8 protein-coding genes are annotated in these 15,038 nt (G+C 63.7%); 6 read left to right on the top strand and 2 right to left on the bottom strand.

What is annotated here, in order from left to right; all coding sequences use genetic code 11:
- The 4 genes from J6524_RS30755 to fhuB all read left to right on the top strand — a co-directional run.
- On the top strand, nucleotides 1-5,751 hold a 5,751-nt coding region (locus J6524_RS30755; protein WP_225677643.1), incomplete at its 5' end, for a non-ribosomal peptide synthetase.
- 8 nt (nucleotides 5,752-5,759) lie between these two features.
- Nucleotides 5,760-6,740, top strand: coding sequence for an alpha/beta hydrolase (locus J6524_RS30760; protein WP_225677644.1), 981 nt, complete (start codon nucleotides 5,760-5,762; stop codon nucleotides 6,738-6,740).
- Between the two features lie 83 nt (nucleotides 6,741-6,823).
- Nucleotides 6,824-7,756 (top strand): ABC transporter substrate-binding protein, encoded by a 933-nt coding sequence (locus tag J6524_RS30765; RefSeq protein ID WP_225677645.1) that lies wholly within the window; start codon nucleotides 6,824-6,826, stop codon nucleotides 7,754-7,756.
- Complete coding sequence (fhuB, locus tag J6524_RS30770; RefSeq protein ID WP_225677646.1) at nucleotides 7,743-9,749, top strand: Fe(3+)-hydroxamate ABC transporter permease FhuB; 2,007 nt, start codon at nucleotides 7,743-7,745, stop codon at nucleotides 9,747-9,749. The genes J6524_RS30765 and fhuB overlap by 14 nt, the downstream gene beginning before the upstream one ends.
- 32 nt (nucleotides 9,750-9,781) lie before the next feature.
- On the opposite strand, the gene J6524_RS30775 is transcribed toward fhuB, so the two are convergent.
- Complete coding sequence (locus tag J6524_RS30775) at nucleotides 9,782-10,606, bottom strand: ATP-binding cassette domain-containing protein (RefSeq protein ID WP_225677647.1); 825 nt, start codon at nucleotides 10,604-10,606, stop codon at nucleotides 9,782-9,784.
- A gap of 64 nt (nucleotides 10,607-10,670) precedes the next feature.
- Nucleotides 10,671-11,732: a siderophore-interacting protein gene (locus J6524_RS30780; RefSeq protein ID WP_225677649.1), complete on the bottom strand. Its 1,062-nt coding sequence runs from the start codon at nucleotides 11,730-11,732 to the stop codon at nucleotides 10,671-10,673.
- 306 nt (nucleotides 11,733-12,038) lie between these two features.
- On the opposite strand from J6524_RS30780, the gene J6524_RS30785 reads away from it, so the two are divergent.
- Nucleotides 12,039-13,742 carry a cyclic peptide export ABC transporter gene (locus J6524_RS30785; protein WP_225677651.1) on the top strand — a complete coding sequence of 568 codons (1,704 nt, stop codon included), beginning with the start codon at nucleotides 12,039-12,041 and terminating at the stop codon, nucleotides 13,740-13,742.
- A gap of 229 nt (nucleotides 13,743-13,971) precedes the next feature.
- Nucleotides 13,972-15,036 carry a GNAT family N-acetyltransferase gene (locus tag J6524_RS30790; protein ID WP_225677652.1) on the top strand — a complete coding sequence of 355 codons (1,065 nt, stop codon included), beginning with the start codon at nucleotides 13,972-13,974 and terminating at the stop codon, nucleotides 15,034-15,036.
- Nucleotides 15,037-15,038: the final 2 nt, after the last annotated feature.

Consider the following 15,038-nt stretch of genomic DNA (forward strand, 5'->3'; position numbering starts at 1 on the left):
CTGGTGTTTGGCGATGCGGAGCTGAGCTACGCCGCGTTGAATGCGCGGGCCAACCGGCTGGCGCGGCGGCTGCGGGAGCGCGGAGTCGGAGCCGATGTCGTCGTCGGGCTGGCGCTCGACCGCGGCGTCGAGATGATGGTCGCGCTATTGGCGGTGCTGAAGGCCGGCGGCGCCTATCTGCCGCTCGATCCGGAGTATCCGCGGGAACGGCTGGCGCACATGCTGCGCGACAGCGGCGCGGCGCTGGTGCTGACGCAGCAGGCGCTGCTCGATCAGTTCTCGCCGGCGCTGAAGGAGACCGGCGCCGAGGCCTGGCTGCTCAATGAGAAGGAAGGCGAGGGTGATGATGCCGGCAACCTTGATGTCGCCGTGCATCCCGAGAGCCTCGCCTATGTGATCTACACCTCGGGTTCGACCGGAATCCCGAAGGGCGTGATGGTCCGCCACGACGCGGTGACGAATTTTCTGGCGACCATGGCGGAGCAGCCGGGCATGACGGCCACGGATCGCGTGCTCGGCCTGACCTCGCTGTCGTTCGACATCGCGGTGCTGGAGCTGTGGCTGCCGCTGACACTGGGCGCGCAGGTGGTGCTGGCGGATCGCGCGGCCGCGCATGATCCATCCCGGCTCAAGGCGATGGTCGCCAAGCAGGGCGTGACGCTGGTCCAGGCCACACCGTCGACCTGGCGGATGCTGCTCGACCATGACGGCCCGTCGCTGCCGGCAAGCTGCCGGGTGCTGTGCGGCGGCGAGGCGCTGCCGCCGGATCTGGCGCGGCGGCTGGTGGCGCAGGCCGGCGAGGTCTGGAACCTGTACGGCCCGACCGAGACCACGGTGTGGTCGGCCCGTCACCGCCTCGATGCCGAGAATGATCGTCCGCTGCTGGGCGGCCCGGTCGGCAACACCACGCTGCACATTCTGGATAGCGACCTCAACCTCGCGCCGGTCGGCGTCGCCGGCGAGCTCTATATCGGCGGTGAAGGTTTGGCGCGCGGCTATTGGCGGCGCGGCGCGCTGACGGCGGAGCGCTTCATCCCCGATCCGTTTGGCCCGTCGGGGGCGCGGCTCTACCGCACCGGCGACGTGGCGCGGTGGCGGTCCGACGGCGTGCTCGACTATCTCGGCCGCGCCGACCACCAGGTGAAGATCCGCGGTTTCCGGATCGAGCTCGGCGAGATCGAGGCGCGGCTGCTCGAACAGGATGGCGTGCGCGCGGCGGTGGTGGTGGCGCGCGAGGCTGGCGCTGGCCGTCAGCTCGTCGGCTATGTCAGTGGCGAAGCATCGCTGGATGCCGCCGCGCTCAAGACAAAACTGTCGTCGGTGCTGCCGGATTACATGGTGCCGGCGCGGATCACGGTGCTGGACCGGCTGCCGCTGACGCCGAACGGCAAGATCGACCGCAAGGCGCTGCCAGCGCCGGATCAGCTCGCGGCGTCAGCCGAGCACGTTGCGCCGCGCACGCCGGCCGAGGCCAAGCTCGCCGCGATCTGGGCCGACCTGCTGCGGCAGCCAAAAGTCGGCGTCACCGACAATTTCTTCGAGCTCGGCGGGGACTCGATCATATCGTTGCAGATGGTGAGCCGCGCACGCCGCGAAGGCGTGTTGATCGAGCCGCGCGATGTCTTCCGGCATCAGACGATCAAGGCGCTTGCGGCGCTATCCCGCGACGTCGGCGCAGCCGAGGAGAGAACGACAACAGAGCGCGGTTCGCTCGCGGGTCTATCCAGCGAACAGCTCGAACGGCTTGATCTCGACTGGAGCCGCATCGAGGACATCTACCCGCTATCACCGATGCAGCAGGGCATGCTGTTCCATAGCCTGCGCGATGCCGGCAGCGGCGTTTACGTCAACCAGGTTAGCGTCGAGATCCGCGGACTTGATGCTGAACGCCTCAGCAGCGCGTGGCGCGAAGTGACCGCGCGTCATCAGATGCTCCGGACCGGCTTCCTGTGGCGCGAGCTTTCCGGATCTCCGCTGCAAGTCGTCTATCGCGACGCCGTCGCGCCGTTCGAACAGGAAGACTGGCGCGGACAAGCGATCAGCGACGAACGGATTGCAGCGGCGCTTGCCGGTGAACGCACCGCCGAGTTCGATCTCTCGACGCCGCCGCTGCAACGCGTGCGGCTATTGCGCTTTGAGGACGATCTCTATCGGTTGATCTGGACCTACCATCACATCCTGATGGATGGCTGGAGTTCGGCAAGATTCGTCGGGGAAGTTCTGCAACGCTATTATGGCGACGCGCTCGCAGCGAACCCGACGCGTTACCGCGATTACATCGCATGGCTCGTGGCGCAGGACGCCAAGGCTGCCGAAAGTTTCTGGCGCGAACAGCTCAAGGCCTTCGACGAGCCGACACAACTGGCTGATGCCTTCGGCTCGCGCCGGCACGACGCATCCGGTCATGAGCGCTGCTACACGCGGCTAGGCGAGGCGGCGACCGCGACGCTGAAGGCGTTCGCGCGCCGTGAGCGGATCACGCTCAACACCATCATTCAGGGCGTGTGGACGCTGCTGCTGCAACGCTATACCGGCCAGCAGACTGTGACGTTTGGCGTCACCGTCGCCGGCCGTCCGGCTGCCCTCGACGGATCGCAGCAGATGCTCGGGCTCTTCATCAACACGCTGCCTGTGATTGAAACGCCGTCGCTCACGAGCACGATCGGAGAATGGCTGCGGGCGTTGCAGGATCGCAATGCGGGGATCCGCGACTACGAGCATACGCCGCTTTACGATATCCAGGGCTGGGCTGGCCGCGCCGGCCAGGCGATGTTCGACAGCATCGTCGTGTTCGAGAATTATCCGATCGAACGCAGCATGCACACGGCGGACGGTTCGCTGCAGTTCAGCGGCCTCAGGAATGTCGATGTCACGAACTATCCGATGGACCTCTCGGTGCTCGTCGAGGACACGCTCCAGATCGAATACACCTATATGCCGAGCCACTTTACGGCGGCGCAGGCGGCGCAAATCAAGGCGCAGTTCGAGCATCTCTTGGCCGCGCTGACGCGTGACGCGTCGGTGTTGCTTGGCAGCATCGATCCGGTGACAGCGATCGACGCAAGTCTCGCCGAAAATTGCAATCGCCACGCCATATCGGCAACGCCATTGCCGCTGGTGCATGAGGCAATCAGCGCTCACGCACAGCGTCATCCTGGACGGACGGCGCTTACCATCGGCGGCAACGTGCTCTCATTCGGAACGCTCGACAGTAAGGCCAATCGCCTTGCTCATCACCTGATCGCCCGAGGCCTCCTGCCCGAACAGCGCGTCGGTGTCGTGGTCGAACGAACCGAAGCGACGATGATCGCGCTGCTGGCCGTCCTGAAGGCGGGTGGGGCGTACGTTCCGCTCGATCCGGAACTTCCGTCCGAGCGGCGCGCGTTCGTCATGCGCGATGCCGGCATCGCGTTCCTGCTAACAGGGCAGCTCGAGGTCGAAGGAAGCGGTGTTGCAAGAATTTCGCTATCCACATTCGATTTCGATGTGGGACCGGATCACGCGCCGCGACCGCAGCTGCATTGCGATAATCTTGCTTACCTGATCTACACCTCCGGCTCGACAGGGACGCCAAAGGGCGTCGCAGTCGCCCATGGGCCGCTCGCCATGCATTGCCACGCCACCGGCAGCCTTTACGAGATCGATGAGAGTTCGTGTGAGCTGCATTTCCTGTCGCTGGCCTTCGACGGCGCCCATGAACGCTGGCTGACGGTCCTGTCGCATGGCGCGCGGCTACTGATGCGTGACGGTGAATTATGGACGCCGGAGCAGACGGTCGAGAATCTGCATGCGCAGCGCGTCAGCCATATCGGCTTGCCGCCGGCCTATTTGCAACAGGTCGCGGAATCCGTCGAGCAGACAGGCAATCCGCCACCGGTCAAGCTCTACTCGTTCGGCGGCGAAGCGATGCCGAAGGCGGGCTTCGACAAGGTCAGGCGTGTTCTGAAGCCGCGCATCCTGATCAACGGCTACGGTCCGACAGAGACCGTCGTCACGCCGCTGGTCTGGAAGGTCGATGGCGCTGGCGAATGCGAGACGCCGTATGCGCCGATTGGCGTGCCGGTTGGCGACCGCCGCGCCTACATTCTCGATGGGGCGCTCAACATCGTTCCCGCGGGGGTCGCCGGCGAACTTTACCTCGGCGGGTTTGGGCTGGCGCGCGGCTATCACAGCAAGGCGGGCATGACCGCCGAGCGTTTCGTGCCCGATCCATTCTCTGCGGTGCCGGGAGTTCGGCTATACCGGACCGGTGACCTCGCGCGATGGCGTGAAGACGGCACCGTCGAGTATCTCGGCCGCAGCGACGATCAGGTAAAGATCAACGGTTTCCGGATCGAGCTTGGAGAAATCCAGAGCTCGCTGCTTCGCCACAAGGAGATCGAACAGGCGGCAGTGGTGGCGCTGCCGGGCGCGGCTGGAAGCCAGCTCGCTGCCTATGTCGCGCCGAAGGCGGCAAAGGACGCGTCGGGAGCCGCTGCCGAAGCTCTGGCCGAAAGATTAACCTCGTTCTTGAAGGATATCCTGCCGGCCTACATGGTGCCGGCGAGGATCATGGTGCTGGAGCGGCTGCCGTTATTGTCGAGCGGCAAGGTTGACCGGCGCGCGTTGCCGGCGCCTGACACGGCTATTCGGAGCTTCGTTGCCCCGCAAGGGCCGTCCGAAACCGCGATGGCGCGGCTGTGGGCCGATATTCTCAAGGTGCCGCAGGTCGGCGTCACCGATAATTTCTTCGAGCTCGGCGGCAATTCGATTCTCAGTCTCAAGGTCGTTGCACGGGTGCGGCAGGACAAGACGTTCGGCATCGAGATCAAGCTGCGCGATCTCCTGCAGAAGCCGACGATCCGCGCGCTGCTCGCGAATACGGATAGTACGGCGTCTGCCGCCGCGCCGCCGCCTTCGGCGCTGCTGCCGCTGAATACTGTGGTTCGTGGTGCGCAGCCGGTTTTCTGCGTACATGGCGGTTTCGGCACCGTCTTCGACTACGGGCCGCTGGCGCGTCGTCTTGAAGGACGCCGGCAGGTGATCGGGCTGCAGTCCAGAATGCTGGTCGATCGGTCGCTCGAAGCAATGGCGGCGGACTATGCGAGCGAGATCAGGCAGGCACAGCCGCATGGTCCCTATAGTTTGGTCGGCTGGTCGCTCGGTGGTCTTCTTGTCACTCTTGTCGCCGCCGAACTGGAACGTTCTGGTGAACGCGTGGATTGCCTCGCTTTGGTCGACAGCTTCGTGCTGAAACAGCAAGGCGAATCGAAGCGGCACGAAGTGCACGTTCACTGGAGCGATGATCTCGCTGGATTGCTGTCGGCCGTTCTTCCGCAATCTGCGGCCCCTCGCATCAGTTCGCAGGTCGAAGCAGCCAAACGCGCTGACCTGCCGGAAACATCCGAGAGCATCCGGCATGTGGTCGAACAGGTAAGGGGGCAGGAAGCATCGACGGAAGACACACTGCTCGGTGTCGACGACCTGGTCGGCGCTTTTGTCGTCGGACGGCACCTGAAGAATCTGACGCAGAACGCAGCGCCACCGTGCCGTCTTGCGGCAAGGCCATCGTGCTGGTGGACATCCAGCCGACTGACACAGCGCGATCGGCTGGAAACGCAACTACCTGACGCTGTCGATCGCGGTGTCGTTGGCGACAATCATTTCACGATTCTCAGGGATGCGCGCCTGCTAGACGAGCTCTGCGGCCTGCTCGTGCCGGAAACGGCATCGACGACATCGCAGGACTCCGTTCCGGAACCTGCGGAGTGAACATTCGCATGAACCTTCATCCAGACATCGCTGCGCTGCTTGAGATGGTCCAGGCCGGCACCGAAAGCGGTGCACGCATTCCGTTTCCGCAACTGACGGCCGTGCAGGCGCGGGCCGATTTCGACGCATCTTCGCCGCTGCTTGATGTCGATCCACCAGCGCTTGGCTACGAGCGTCAGCTCTCGCTGCCGACGCGTGATGGCGCGACGATCGAGGCGCGGCTTTACGCGAAGGAGGAGCCAAACAATCGCAATCCAGCGCCGGTTCTTCTCTATATGCATGGCGGCGGCTTTGTCGTCGGAAGCCTCGATTCACATCAGCCCTTGTGCCGCGGGCTCGTCGAAGATAGCGGTGCGGCCGTACTGTCGATCGGCTATCGGCTTGCGCCGGAATACAAGTTTCCGACCGCCTTCGAGGATGCCGTCGATGCGCTGGCCTGGATCGGTCGCGATGGGCTCGCGGCGGGAATGGATGCCGGCCGCGTCGCGGTAGGCGGGGATAGCGCCGGCGGCACGCTTGCCGCTGCGCTCGCCATCGAGGCCAGGGCGAACCGAAGCCTGCCGCTGCCTTTGCTTCAGGTTCTCGCCTATCCAGGCCTGAGCTCCCGGCAGACGTCCGATTCGTACGAACGATATGGTTCCGGCTATCTCCTGGAACGCAGCACCGTCGACTGGTTCTTCCAGCAATATCTCCGCGACGATAGCGACCGCGACGACTGGCGCTTTGCGCCGCTCGCCGCGAAAGATCTCGCAGGGCTGCCCCCCGCGCTCATCGTGCTCGCCGAATTTGATCCCCTGGTCGATGAGGGGCGCGACTACGCAGCAAAACTCCGCGCGGCCGGCGTTGCCGTCGATCTGCAGATCTATCCGGGCATGATCCATGAATTCCTGCGCATGGGAAATGTCGTGGCCGATGCGTTGCAGGCGCGGGCGGCGATCGGCCAGGGACTGGCCAAGGCTTTTCGTGCCGCGGGCGAAAAGGCGGCCTGATATGGAAATGCCATGCGAATGAAGGTATGTCGTGACTGTCACCCTCCGAGGCCTCGCTGCAAGGCGTTCTTGAGCCGGATTTCATGAGCACGTTTATTCCCGACTACAGGCTGTCTCGCCGCGCGCTTCTGAAGGCGGGCGCGGGTATCGGCGGCGCAGCGCTTGCCGGTGCTTTGCCGATGGCATTTGCGCAGACCGCTGGATCGCAATCGGGTCCCCGTGTTGCCGCGCTCGGCTGGGCCTGTGCGCAGACGGTATTGGCGCTCGGCGTCATGCCGCTGGTCGTTCCGGAGATCGAGCGCTACGGCAGGCTCGTCATCGAGCCGGCTGTCCCGTCAAGCGTTCAGGAAATCGGCCTTCGTTCGGAGCCAAATCTCGAACTGCTGCAGAGCTTGGCGCCTGACATCGTCATCATCGATCCCAGCATCACGGCCGCCATGCCCCGGCTCAAACTGATCGCGCCGGTCGAGGTCTTCACGATTTTCAAACCCGGCGGGCATCCCTTGGAGACAGCACGCCGTTCGACGATGAAACTGGCGCAGCGTCTCGGCGTGCAGGCCGCGTGCGAAGCCTATCTCGCGCGCTTCGATGTCGCCATGACAGGTTATCGCGAACAGCTTCGGGGCCGCGGCGGCAAGCCGCTCTATCTCGTCAGCGAAATCGCGCGTAACCGTGCGCTCGTGTTCGGTCCGAACAGCCTCTATCAGGAGGTGCTCAGCCAGTTCGGCTTGCAGAATGCCTGGACCGGGCAGAGTGGCCCGTGGGGGCACACCAGCGTCGGCCTTGAAGTGCTCGCCGCGGTACCCGACGCGCGACTCGTTCTGTTGAGCTCGCGCGTTGCCGATATCGAAGCACTGCTCAAGGCTAGCCCGGTGCTGCGGACGCTGCCGTTCCTACGGTCGGGACGGCTCACGGTCCTGGGCAATCAATTCTTCTATGGTGGTGTGCCGGCAGTCGAACGCTTCGCACGTCTGCTCGCCGAACGTTTGCCGCAGGAAAACAATGAGCAAGGTTGACGCGCTGCCTGTCCGGTCCGGGATCGAGATGCATCCGGCGGCGCTGATCGGCTTGCTGTTTGCGGCGGCTTTTGCGCTGACGTGGCGGCATCTGTCGGGACATCTGCCGGCCGGCGCATGGCTGCCGGTGCTGTGGCGGCCCGAGATCAACGATCCGCAGCAGATGCTCGTGCACTACACCGTTTTTCCACGCATCGCAGTAGCGCTGCTAGCTGGCGCGGCGCTTGGTCTGGCCGGCACCGTCTGTCAGCAGGTGCTGCGCAATCCGCTCGCTGAACCGAGCACCCTCGGTGTCTTGAACGGCGCCTATCTCGCGCTGGCCATAACAACGCTATGGGCACCATCGCTGCTTGCCCTCGGCCGCGAATGGATTGCGTTGGCCGGCGGGTTCGCTGCCTTTCTGTGCGTGTTTGGACTTACCTGGAAGCGCGCACTGTCGCCGGTCGTGTTGGTCCTGGCCGGATTGATCGTCAGTTACTACTGCGCTGTGACGACCCAGGCGCTGGTGTTGCTCAACCACGAATACCTGATCGGTCTGTTCATCTGGGGCGCCGGTTTCCTCAATCAGCAGGACTGGAACAACGTGACGTTCCTGGCGCCGCGATTGCTCATTTCCTTCGTGCTGATCGCGGCGATGGTCCGCCCGCTGACCTTGCTCGGCTTCGATGACGAGACCGCGCGCAATCTCGGCCTCGGATTGACGAGAGCGCGGGTCTGCGCGCTGGCCATCGCCATCGCGCTCAGCGCTTCGGTTGTCAGCGTGGTCGGCGTCATGGGCTTTGTGGGGCTTGCCGCGCCGGCCATCGTCATGCTGTCAGGAGCGCGCCGGTTTCGTGACCGGCTGATCTGGGCGCCACTTTGCGGCGCGCTGCTGCTGTGGCTGACGGACCAGCTTGTGCTGCTGATCCCGCCCGGCTATCGCGAAATGCCGGCTGGCGCGGTGACAGCCCTGATCGGTGCGCCGATGTTGCTTGTGTTGCTGCCGCGGCTACGCGCCACTGTGCTGGTGGGAAACCTCACGCCATCCGTTCCACCACGTCTCGATCATCCGTGGCGGGTGGTTCTGTTCGCGCTCGCCTTGCTGCTGTTAGTCGTCTGGATCGCGCTTGCGGTCGGGGTCGGCTCCGAGGGCTGGCGCTGGAGCGGCCTTGCCGGCATCCAGGAATTTTGGCCATGGCGCTGGCCGCGCGTGGTATCGGCGCTGGCGGCAGGCGCAACGCTCGCCGTTGCCGGCACGCTGCTGCAGCGCATGACCGGAAATCCGATGGCCGCGCCTGAGGTGATGGGCATCAGCTATGGCGCCGCGATGGGCGTGATCGTTCTGCTCTATCTCTTTCCCGCTCACACGCGGTTGGCGCAGATTGCGGCGGGCGGGATCGGCGCCTTCATCGTGCTGGCGCTGGTACTACTATTCAGCCGGCGGTCGGAATTCAGCCCGGAGCGTGTGCTGCTGGCCGGCGTCGCCATGAGCGCGGCGTTCGGCGCGATCATAGCCATGGCTTTGGCAACCGGCGATCCGCGCGTCGGCATGCTGTTGTCACTGCTTACGGGATCGCTGTATCAGATCGGTCCGGCCGAAGCCTTGGTCCTTGCCGCCGCGGCGCTGATTCTGCTGGTCATGGTGCCGATGCTGTCACGCTGGCTCGACATTCTGCCGCTCGGCCCGGCGGCGTCGCGCTCGGTGGGCATTTCGCTGGCGAGAAGCCGAATCATTATCATGCTGCTCACGGCTTTGCTGACAGCGACGGCGACGCTGATGGTAGGGCTGCTGAGCCTGGTCGGATTCATCGCGCCGCATATGGCGCGGATGATGGGCGCGCAACGCGCGCTTCATCAGGCAGCGCTGGCCGCGCTGATCGGCGCTATCCTGATGGTGTTTGCGGATTGGGCCGGTCGCATGGTGATATTTCCGTTCCAGATGCCGGCCGGCATTTTCGCGATGATGCTCGCGGGGCCTTATCTTATCTGGCTATTGCGCCCGCAGCGCGGATGACGTCACGCGGGAAATGCGACTGAGTTACGTGCTCACCGCGCGAAGCTGATGAGATGGCCGTGATCCGGCGACGGCATCACGCCCATCGGAATGCCGTAGATGGTTTCGAGCTCGGCCGGCGTCATGATCTTGTCCGGGGTGCCGCGGGCAATCAGCTTGCCGGAATGCAAGGCGATGATCTCGTCGCAGAAGCGCGCCGCCATATTGACGTCATGGAGCACGACGACCACGCCGAGATTGCGCTCGCGGGCGAGCTGCTTCACAAGCGATAGAACTTCGATCTGATGGGCGATGTCGAGCGCCGAGGTCGGCTCGTCGAGCAGCAGGCATTCGGCGTCCTGCGCAACCAGCATGGCGATCCAGACCCGCTGACGCTCGCCGCCCGACAATGTATCGACCAGCCGATCCGCAAACGGCTCGATGTGGGTCAGCGCCATGGCCTCCGCGACCTTGTCGCGGTCGCTGTCGCCAAACCGGCCGAGCGCGCCATGCCAGGGATAGCGGCCGAGCGCAACCAGCTCCTTGACCAGCATGCCGGCGGCGGGCGGCGTCTGCTGCGGGAGATAGGCGACCTTGCGGGCGTATTCCCGATCGCTCCATTCGCGCAACCCGCGCCCTTCGAAGCGGATCGTGCCGGACGAGCTTGGCTGCTGGCGCGCCAGCAATTTCAGCAAGGTCGATTTGCCGGAGCCATTGTGCCCGATCAGGCCGACGACGCTGCGCGACGGAAGGGAGAGCGTGAGCGGTTCGAGCAGCGCGCGCCCGGCCACGGCGAAGCCGGCCCGGTCCAGTTCGAACAAGGGTTCCGGCGCATCGGGCGCGGCTTGCGCGATTTCGGTTGGCCGTACTACGTGCATGAAAATATGCCAGCGATGCCGTGCGAGGCGAGCGCCGTCTCGCCGCTCTGCGCGTGTCGGGATCTCATGGCTGGCGCAAGCTCCAATACGCGACCGCCAGATGCTGCTCGCGGGAGAGCTTTCGCTCGTCGCGCAGATGGTTTCGCAGCGCCTTCAGCGCCTGTGCTTCGCACGCGACCCATGCAAAGAGGTCGCGATGGTCAGGCCATCGCACCGCCTTGACGGCATCGACCAATAGCTGCGTGGTCCCGGCCGGACGGTCGCCACGATGAAGCCAGCGGATCGATACGCCGGCGGGCGCGGCCAGCGGAACCTCCTCGAGGTGGTCGGCGACTTCGATGAAGACTTCACCCGTTGCCGTTGCCGGCAGCGTCTCGAGAATTCGGGCGATGGCGGGCAGGGCGGTTTCATCGCCCGCCAGCAACAGCCAGCGCGCGGGGCGAATGCTTCGCCCGAGCGGGCCGGCCATGCCGCAAATGGCGCCGCCTTGCGCGTTGACCGCGAATGCCGAGCCGGGACCGGCCTGATCATGGACCACGAAATCGATGTCGATCTCGCAGGCCTGCGGATCGATGCGGCGGATCGTGTAGTAGCGGGTGACAGGTCTGCGGTCGGGTTCCGGCCACAGGATACGCCCGTCCGGCGCAGGCCACGGCCATTCGGGCTTTGCGAGGCCTTCGGGCGGGAAATACAGGCGGACATGCAGGTCGTCATCGTTCACGAAACGCGCGATGTCATCGCCGGTGAACGTCAGACGGCGCATGCGCGGCGTCAGGTCAATCGCTGCCTTCAGCCGAACTTCGCGGAAGTTCGCCAACGTGCCGCCATTCGATTCATGGCCGGACCAGACGATGGTCGGTGCTTCGTCGCCAGCGAACTCGATCACGTGTGAGGCAACGACCGAGCGCAGCATTTCGAGGTTGCCTTTGTCGTTGGCTTCGACGCGAATCTTCAGCGCCGCTGCCTCGACGGCAAGCGAGCTGGTTCCAAACGGCAGTTTCGCCACCATGAGACCGTCCCGGTCCTCAAAGGCGATGTCATGCTCGGCCAGATGATCGATCATCCGCGCAGCGAGGCCGGCGGCATCGGGAAGCGCGATGCGGGTTTCGGAGATAAGCGAATCCAAAGTCATTCTCCAGTCGGGCCTGTCCGATGCTGGCCTGCAAGCGCTTCGATTTTTCGGATATCGCGGCCCGACACAGCGGCTGGATCCAAGTCCTACTCGCTCATTGGCTGCAATGCAAAGGCGGTACTAGTCTCATTTTATTAAAGGCATTGCCGATCACAAATTAGAATCCATCGAAAAAGGCTGAAAAATAAGCTCTGGAATAGTGATGCTGCCATCATGTATTCGCATCACACCGGCAAGGCTGTTCGTATCGCGACGGGCCGTGTAGGTTCGCTTTCTGCTCTACTCCAGCGCGCGGCACTCATGATGAATCCACGAAGCGGCCTGACGGCGCAGATCCTGCATCTCCTGCGGCCATACTGGCCTATCGTGCTCGGCGGCATCGTGCTCGGCGTGGTCGGTGGCGCCAGCGTTGCGGGGTTGCTTGCGGTCGTCAACCGCGGGCTCTATGCCACGCAAGGCGACGTCGCAACCCTGCTCTTCGCATTTGCCGGCCTGTGTCTGTTGATCCTGATCGGCTCCATCGGCGCCGATATCAGTGCCAACTATGTTGGACAGCGGATCATTGCCGAGCTTCGCAAGTCGCTTGCTGCGAAAATCCTGGCGGCCCCGATCGACCAGCTCGAAATCTATCGAACGCATCGCCTGATTCCTGTTCTCACGCAGGATGTCGATACGATCAGCGATTTCGCGTTCTTCTTCTCTTCCTTCTTCGTGTCCCTCATCATCACACTCGGCTGCATGGTCTATCTGGCGGTGCTGTCGTGGCCGCTGTTTCTGATCACCGGTCTGGTCATCGTCCTCGGTTCACTCGCGCATGCATTTGCGCGGACACGGGGCGTTCAGGGTTTCAACGCTGCCCGCTATTCGGAGGACGAGCTGCAGAAGCATTATCGCGCGATCGCCGAGGGTGCGAAGGAGCTGCGGCTTAATCGCACGCGCCGTCAGCGCGTCTATGTCGATCAACTTCAGCGTACCGTCGACCGGATCAGCGCGGTGCAGATCAAATCGATCAACCTGTTCGTGACGGCGCGCGCACTCGGCACGATGCTGTTCTTCGTCGTGATCGGCGTGGCGCTGACGTTGCGGCCGTTCCTCTGGCCCGACAGCCCGGCCGCCGTCTCCAGCGGCTTCGTCCTGGTGCTGCTCTATATGCGGGGGCCTATCGATCAGGTCATCGGCATCCTGCCATCCCTGGGGCGCGCGCAAGTAGCGATGCGGCGCATCGCCGATCTTTCGGAGCAGTTCTCGACGCCCGAGCAGGACTTGCTGGCCGCATCATCAACCGCATCGCATGGATCGGGCAAGATCGAATCGATCGAGCTCCGCGGCGTGTCGTATGGCTTCCGCGCGGTGCCGGGCAGCGAGCCATTCGTTCTCGGGCCGATTGACCTGCATGTCCGCCGCGGAGACATCGTTTTCATTGTCGGTGAAAACGGCAGCGGCAAGACTACGCTGATCAAGCTGCTGCTTGGCCTCTACGCACCGCAGAGCGGCACGCTGCTGCGCGATGGCCGGCCCGTCGTGACCGAAACGCGCGATGATTACCGGCAACTCTTCACCACCATCTTTTCCGACTATTACCTGTTTGAGGATCTCCTGCAGGGAGCCGGAATGGTGCCTGAGGTAGCAGAGCGCTACCTGAAGCGATTGGAGGTCGCCCACAAGGTTTCGGTCGAGAACGGCGTGTTTACGACCACGGACCTCTCGACCGGTCAGCGCAAGCGGCTGGCGCTGATGAATGCGTGGCTGGAGGAGAGGCCGGTCCTCGTATTCGACGAGTGGGCCGCAGATCAGGATCCCGCCTTCCGTCACATCTTCTACACGGAACTGCTGCCCGACTTAAAGCGCATGGGCAAGACGATGATCGTGATCTCGCACGATGACCGCTACTTCGGCGTGGCGGATCATCTTGTGCGACTTCGTCATGGCAAGATCGTCGCAGACGAGGCGACGGTGCATGACGTCATCAAGTCGTCATCGGTTCCAACCGGCGCGTCTCTTTAGAGCTATTTTATTCTCGGCCGAAATTTGAATCGAAGTTCAGGCTCTTTCGAGCAGTATGTCGTCGAGAGCATATGATGCCTGTCGCGACGCGGTCCTGTCAGATTTGTAAGGAATCTAAACTGCGTGTGTTGGCATTCCTTGTCATCCTGCGCGGGAGTGCTTTAGATCGCTAGCGCGAGTGAAGATCGCGTTCTGTTTTGAGCAATGACGTTTGCGATGCGAGGGCCGGATGAACAAAGCTTCGAGCTCCGCGATCGGACCCCGCGCATTTCCGATCGGACCGCATGCTGCGATGACGGTTGTCCAGGACGGCGGAGGAGACCTTCGCGTTGCCGCAGGCGCCACGACTGTAATGAGTCTGCGCCTCGACGAGCCGCTGGATCGCCTGAAACTATCCGATATCCCCGACGATCTGAATCTCGCGATACGTGCCGTGTCGGCGGCAGCGGAAGCCATGTTCGGTTGGCGGCCGAGCCTTGATCGGCTTGTGCTGGACTTGGGCAGCGGAGAATCACTTGCGCGCGAGCTGATGAACCATGGCCTCGCGGTCATGGTGGGAACGGAGCTTGTGCTGCTGCCTGAACTGGTGATGCAACGCCGGGATAATTGGCTGGTCCATGCCGAGCGGCCGCCGATGCCGCAACTGCACGTGATGACAGACGGCAAACGTCACCCGCGTCGCTCGCCCAAGCCTGTGGGAAAAGTGTACGCCCGCTTCATTCCCTGGCTCGCCGAGGTGATCTCCTTCCGCGTCGCAGATCTCGACAAAGACCTGCACCTCTTGCATCGCTGGATGAACGATCCCCGCGTCGATGCGTTCTGGAACGAGGCGGGCGATCTCGAAAAGCATCGGCGCTATCTGTCCGGCATTCTGGCGGACCCGCATATGCTGCCGCTGATCGGCTGCTTCGATGACGAGCCGTTCGGCTATTTCGAGCTCTATTGGGCCAAGGAAAATCGCATCGCACCATTCTACGATGCCGACGACTACGACCGCGGCTGGCATGTCGTCGTCGGCGAGGATGCCTATCGCGGGCGCCGCTACATCAGCGCCTGGCTGCCGTCGCTGATGCACTACATGTTCCTGGACGATTGCCGGACGCAGCGCATCGTTGGCGAGCCGGCGGCGGCGCATTCGCAGCAGCTCCGCAATCTGGAAGTGTCGGGCTTCGCAAGAATCAAGAACTTCGATTTTCCGCACAAACGGGCCACCCTCGTCATGCTGCTGCGCGAGCGCTTCTTTGGCGACCGGCTTTGGCTGCCGGCAGCCCCAGGCTCGGCGGCCAAGTCCTAACG

This window comes from Bradyrhizobium hereditatis (assembly GCF_020329435.1).
GTDB lineage: Bacteria > Pseudomonadota > Alphaproteobacteria > Rhizobiales > Xanthobacteraceae > Bradyrhizobium > Bradyrhizobium hereditatis.

What these genes read in the sequence shown, in the direction of transcription:
- J6524_RS30760 (WP_225677644.1), top strand. Translation starts at nt 5,760, where the DNA reads ATGAACCTTCATCCAGACATCGCTGCGCTGCTTGAGATGGTCCAGGCC.
- J6524_RS30775 (WP_225677647.1), bottom strand. Translation starts at nt 10,606, where the DNA reads ATGCACGTAGTACGGCCAACCGAAATCGCGCAAGCCGCGCCCGATGCG.
- J6524_RS30785 (WP_225677651.1), top strand. Translation starts at nt 12,039, where the DNA reads ATGATGAATCCACGAAGCGGCCTGACGGCGCAGATCCTGCATCTCCTG.
- J6524_RS30790 (WP_225677652.1), top strand. Translation starts at nt 13,972, where the DNA reads ATGAACAAAGCTTCGAGCTCCGCGATCGGACCCCGCGCATTTCCGATC.
- J6524_RS30765 (WP_225677645.1), top strand. Translation starts at nt 6,824, where the DNA reads ATGAGCACGTTTATTCCCGACTACAGGCTGTCTCGCCGCGCGCTTCTG.
- fhuB (WP_225677646.1), top strand. Translation starts at nt 7,743, where the DNA reads ATGAGCAAGGTTGACGCGCTGCCTGTCCGGTCCGGGATCGAGATGCAT.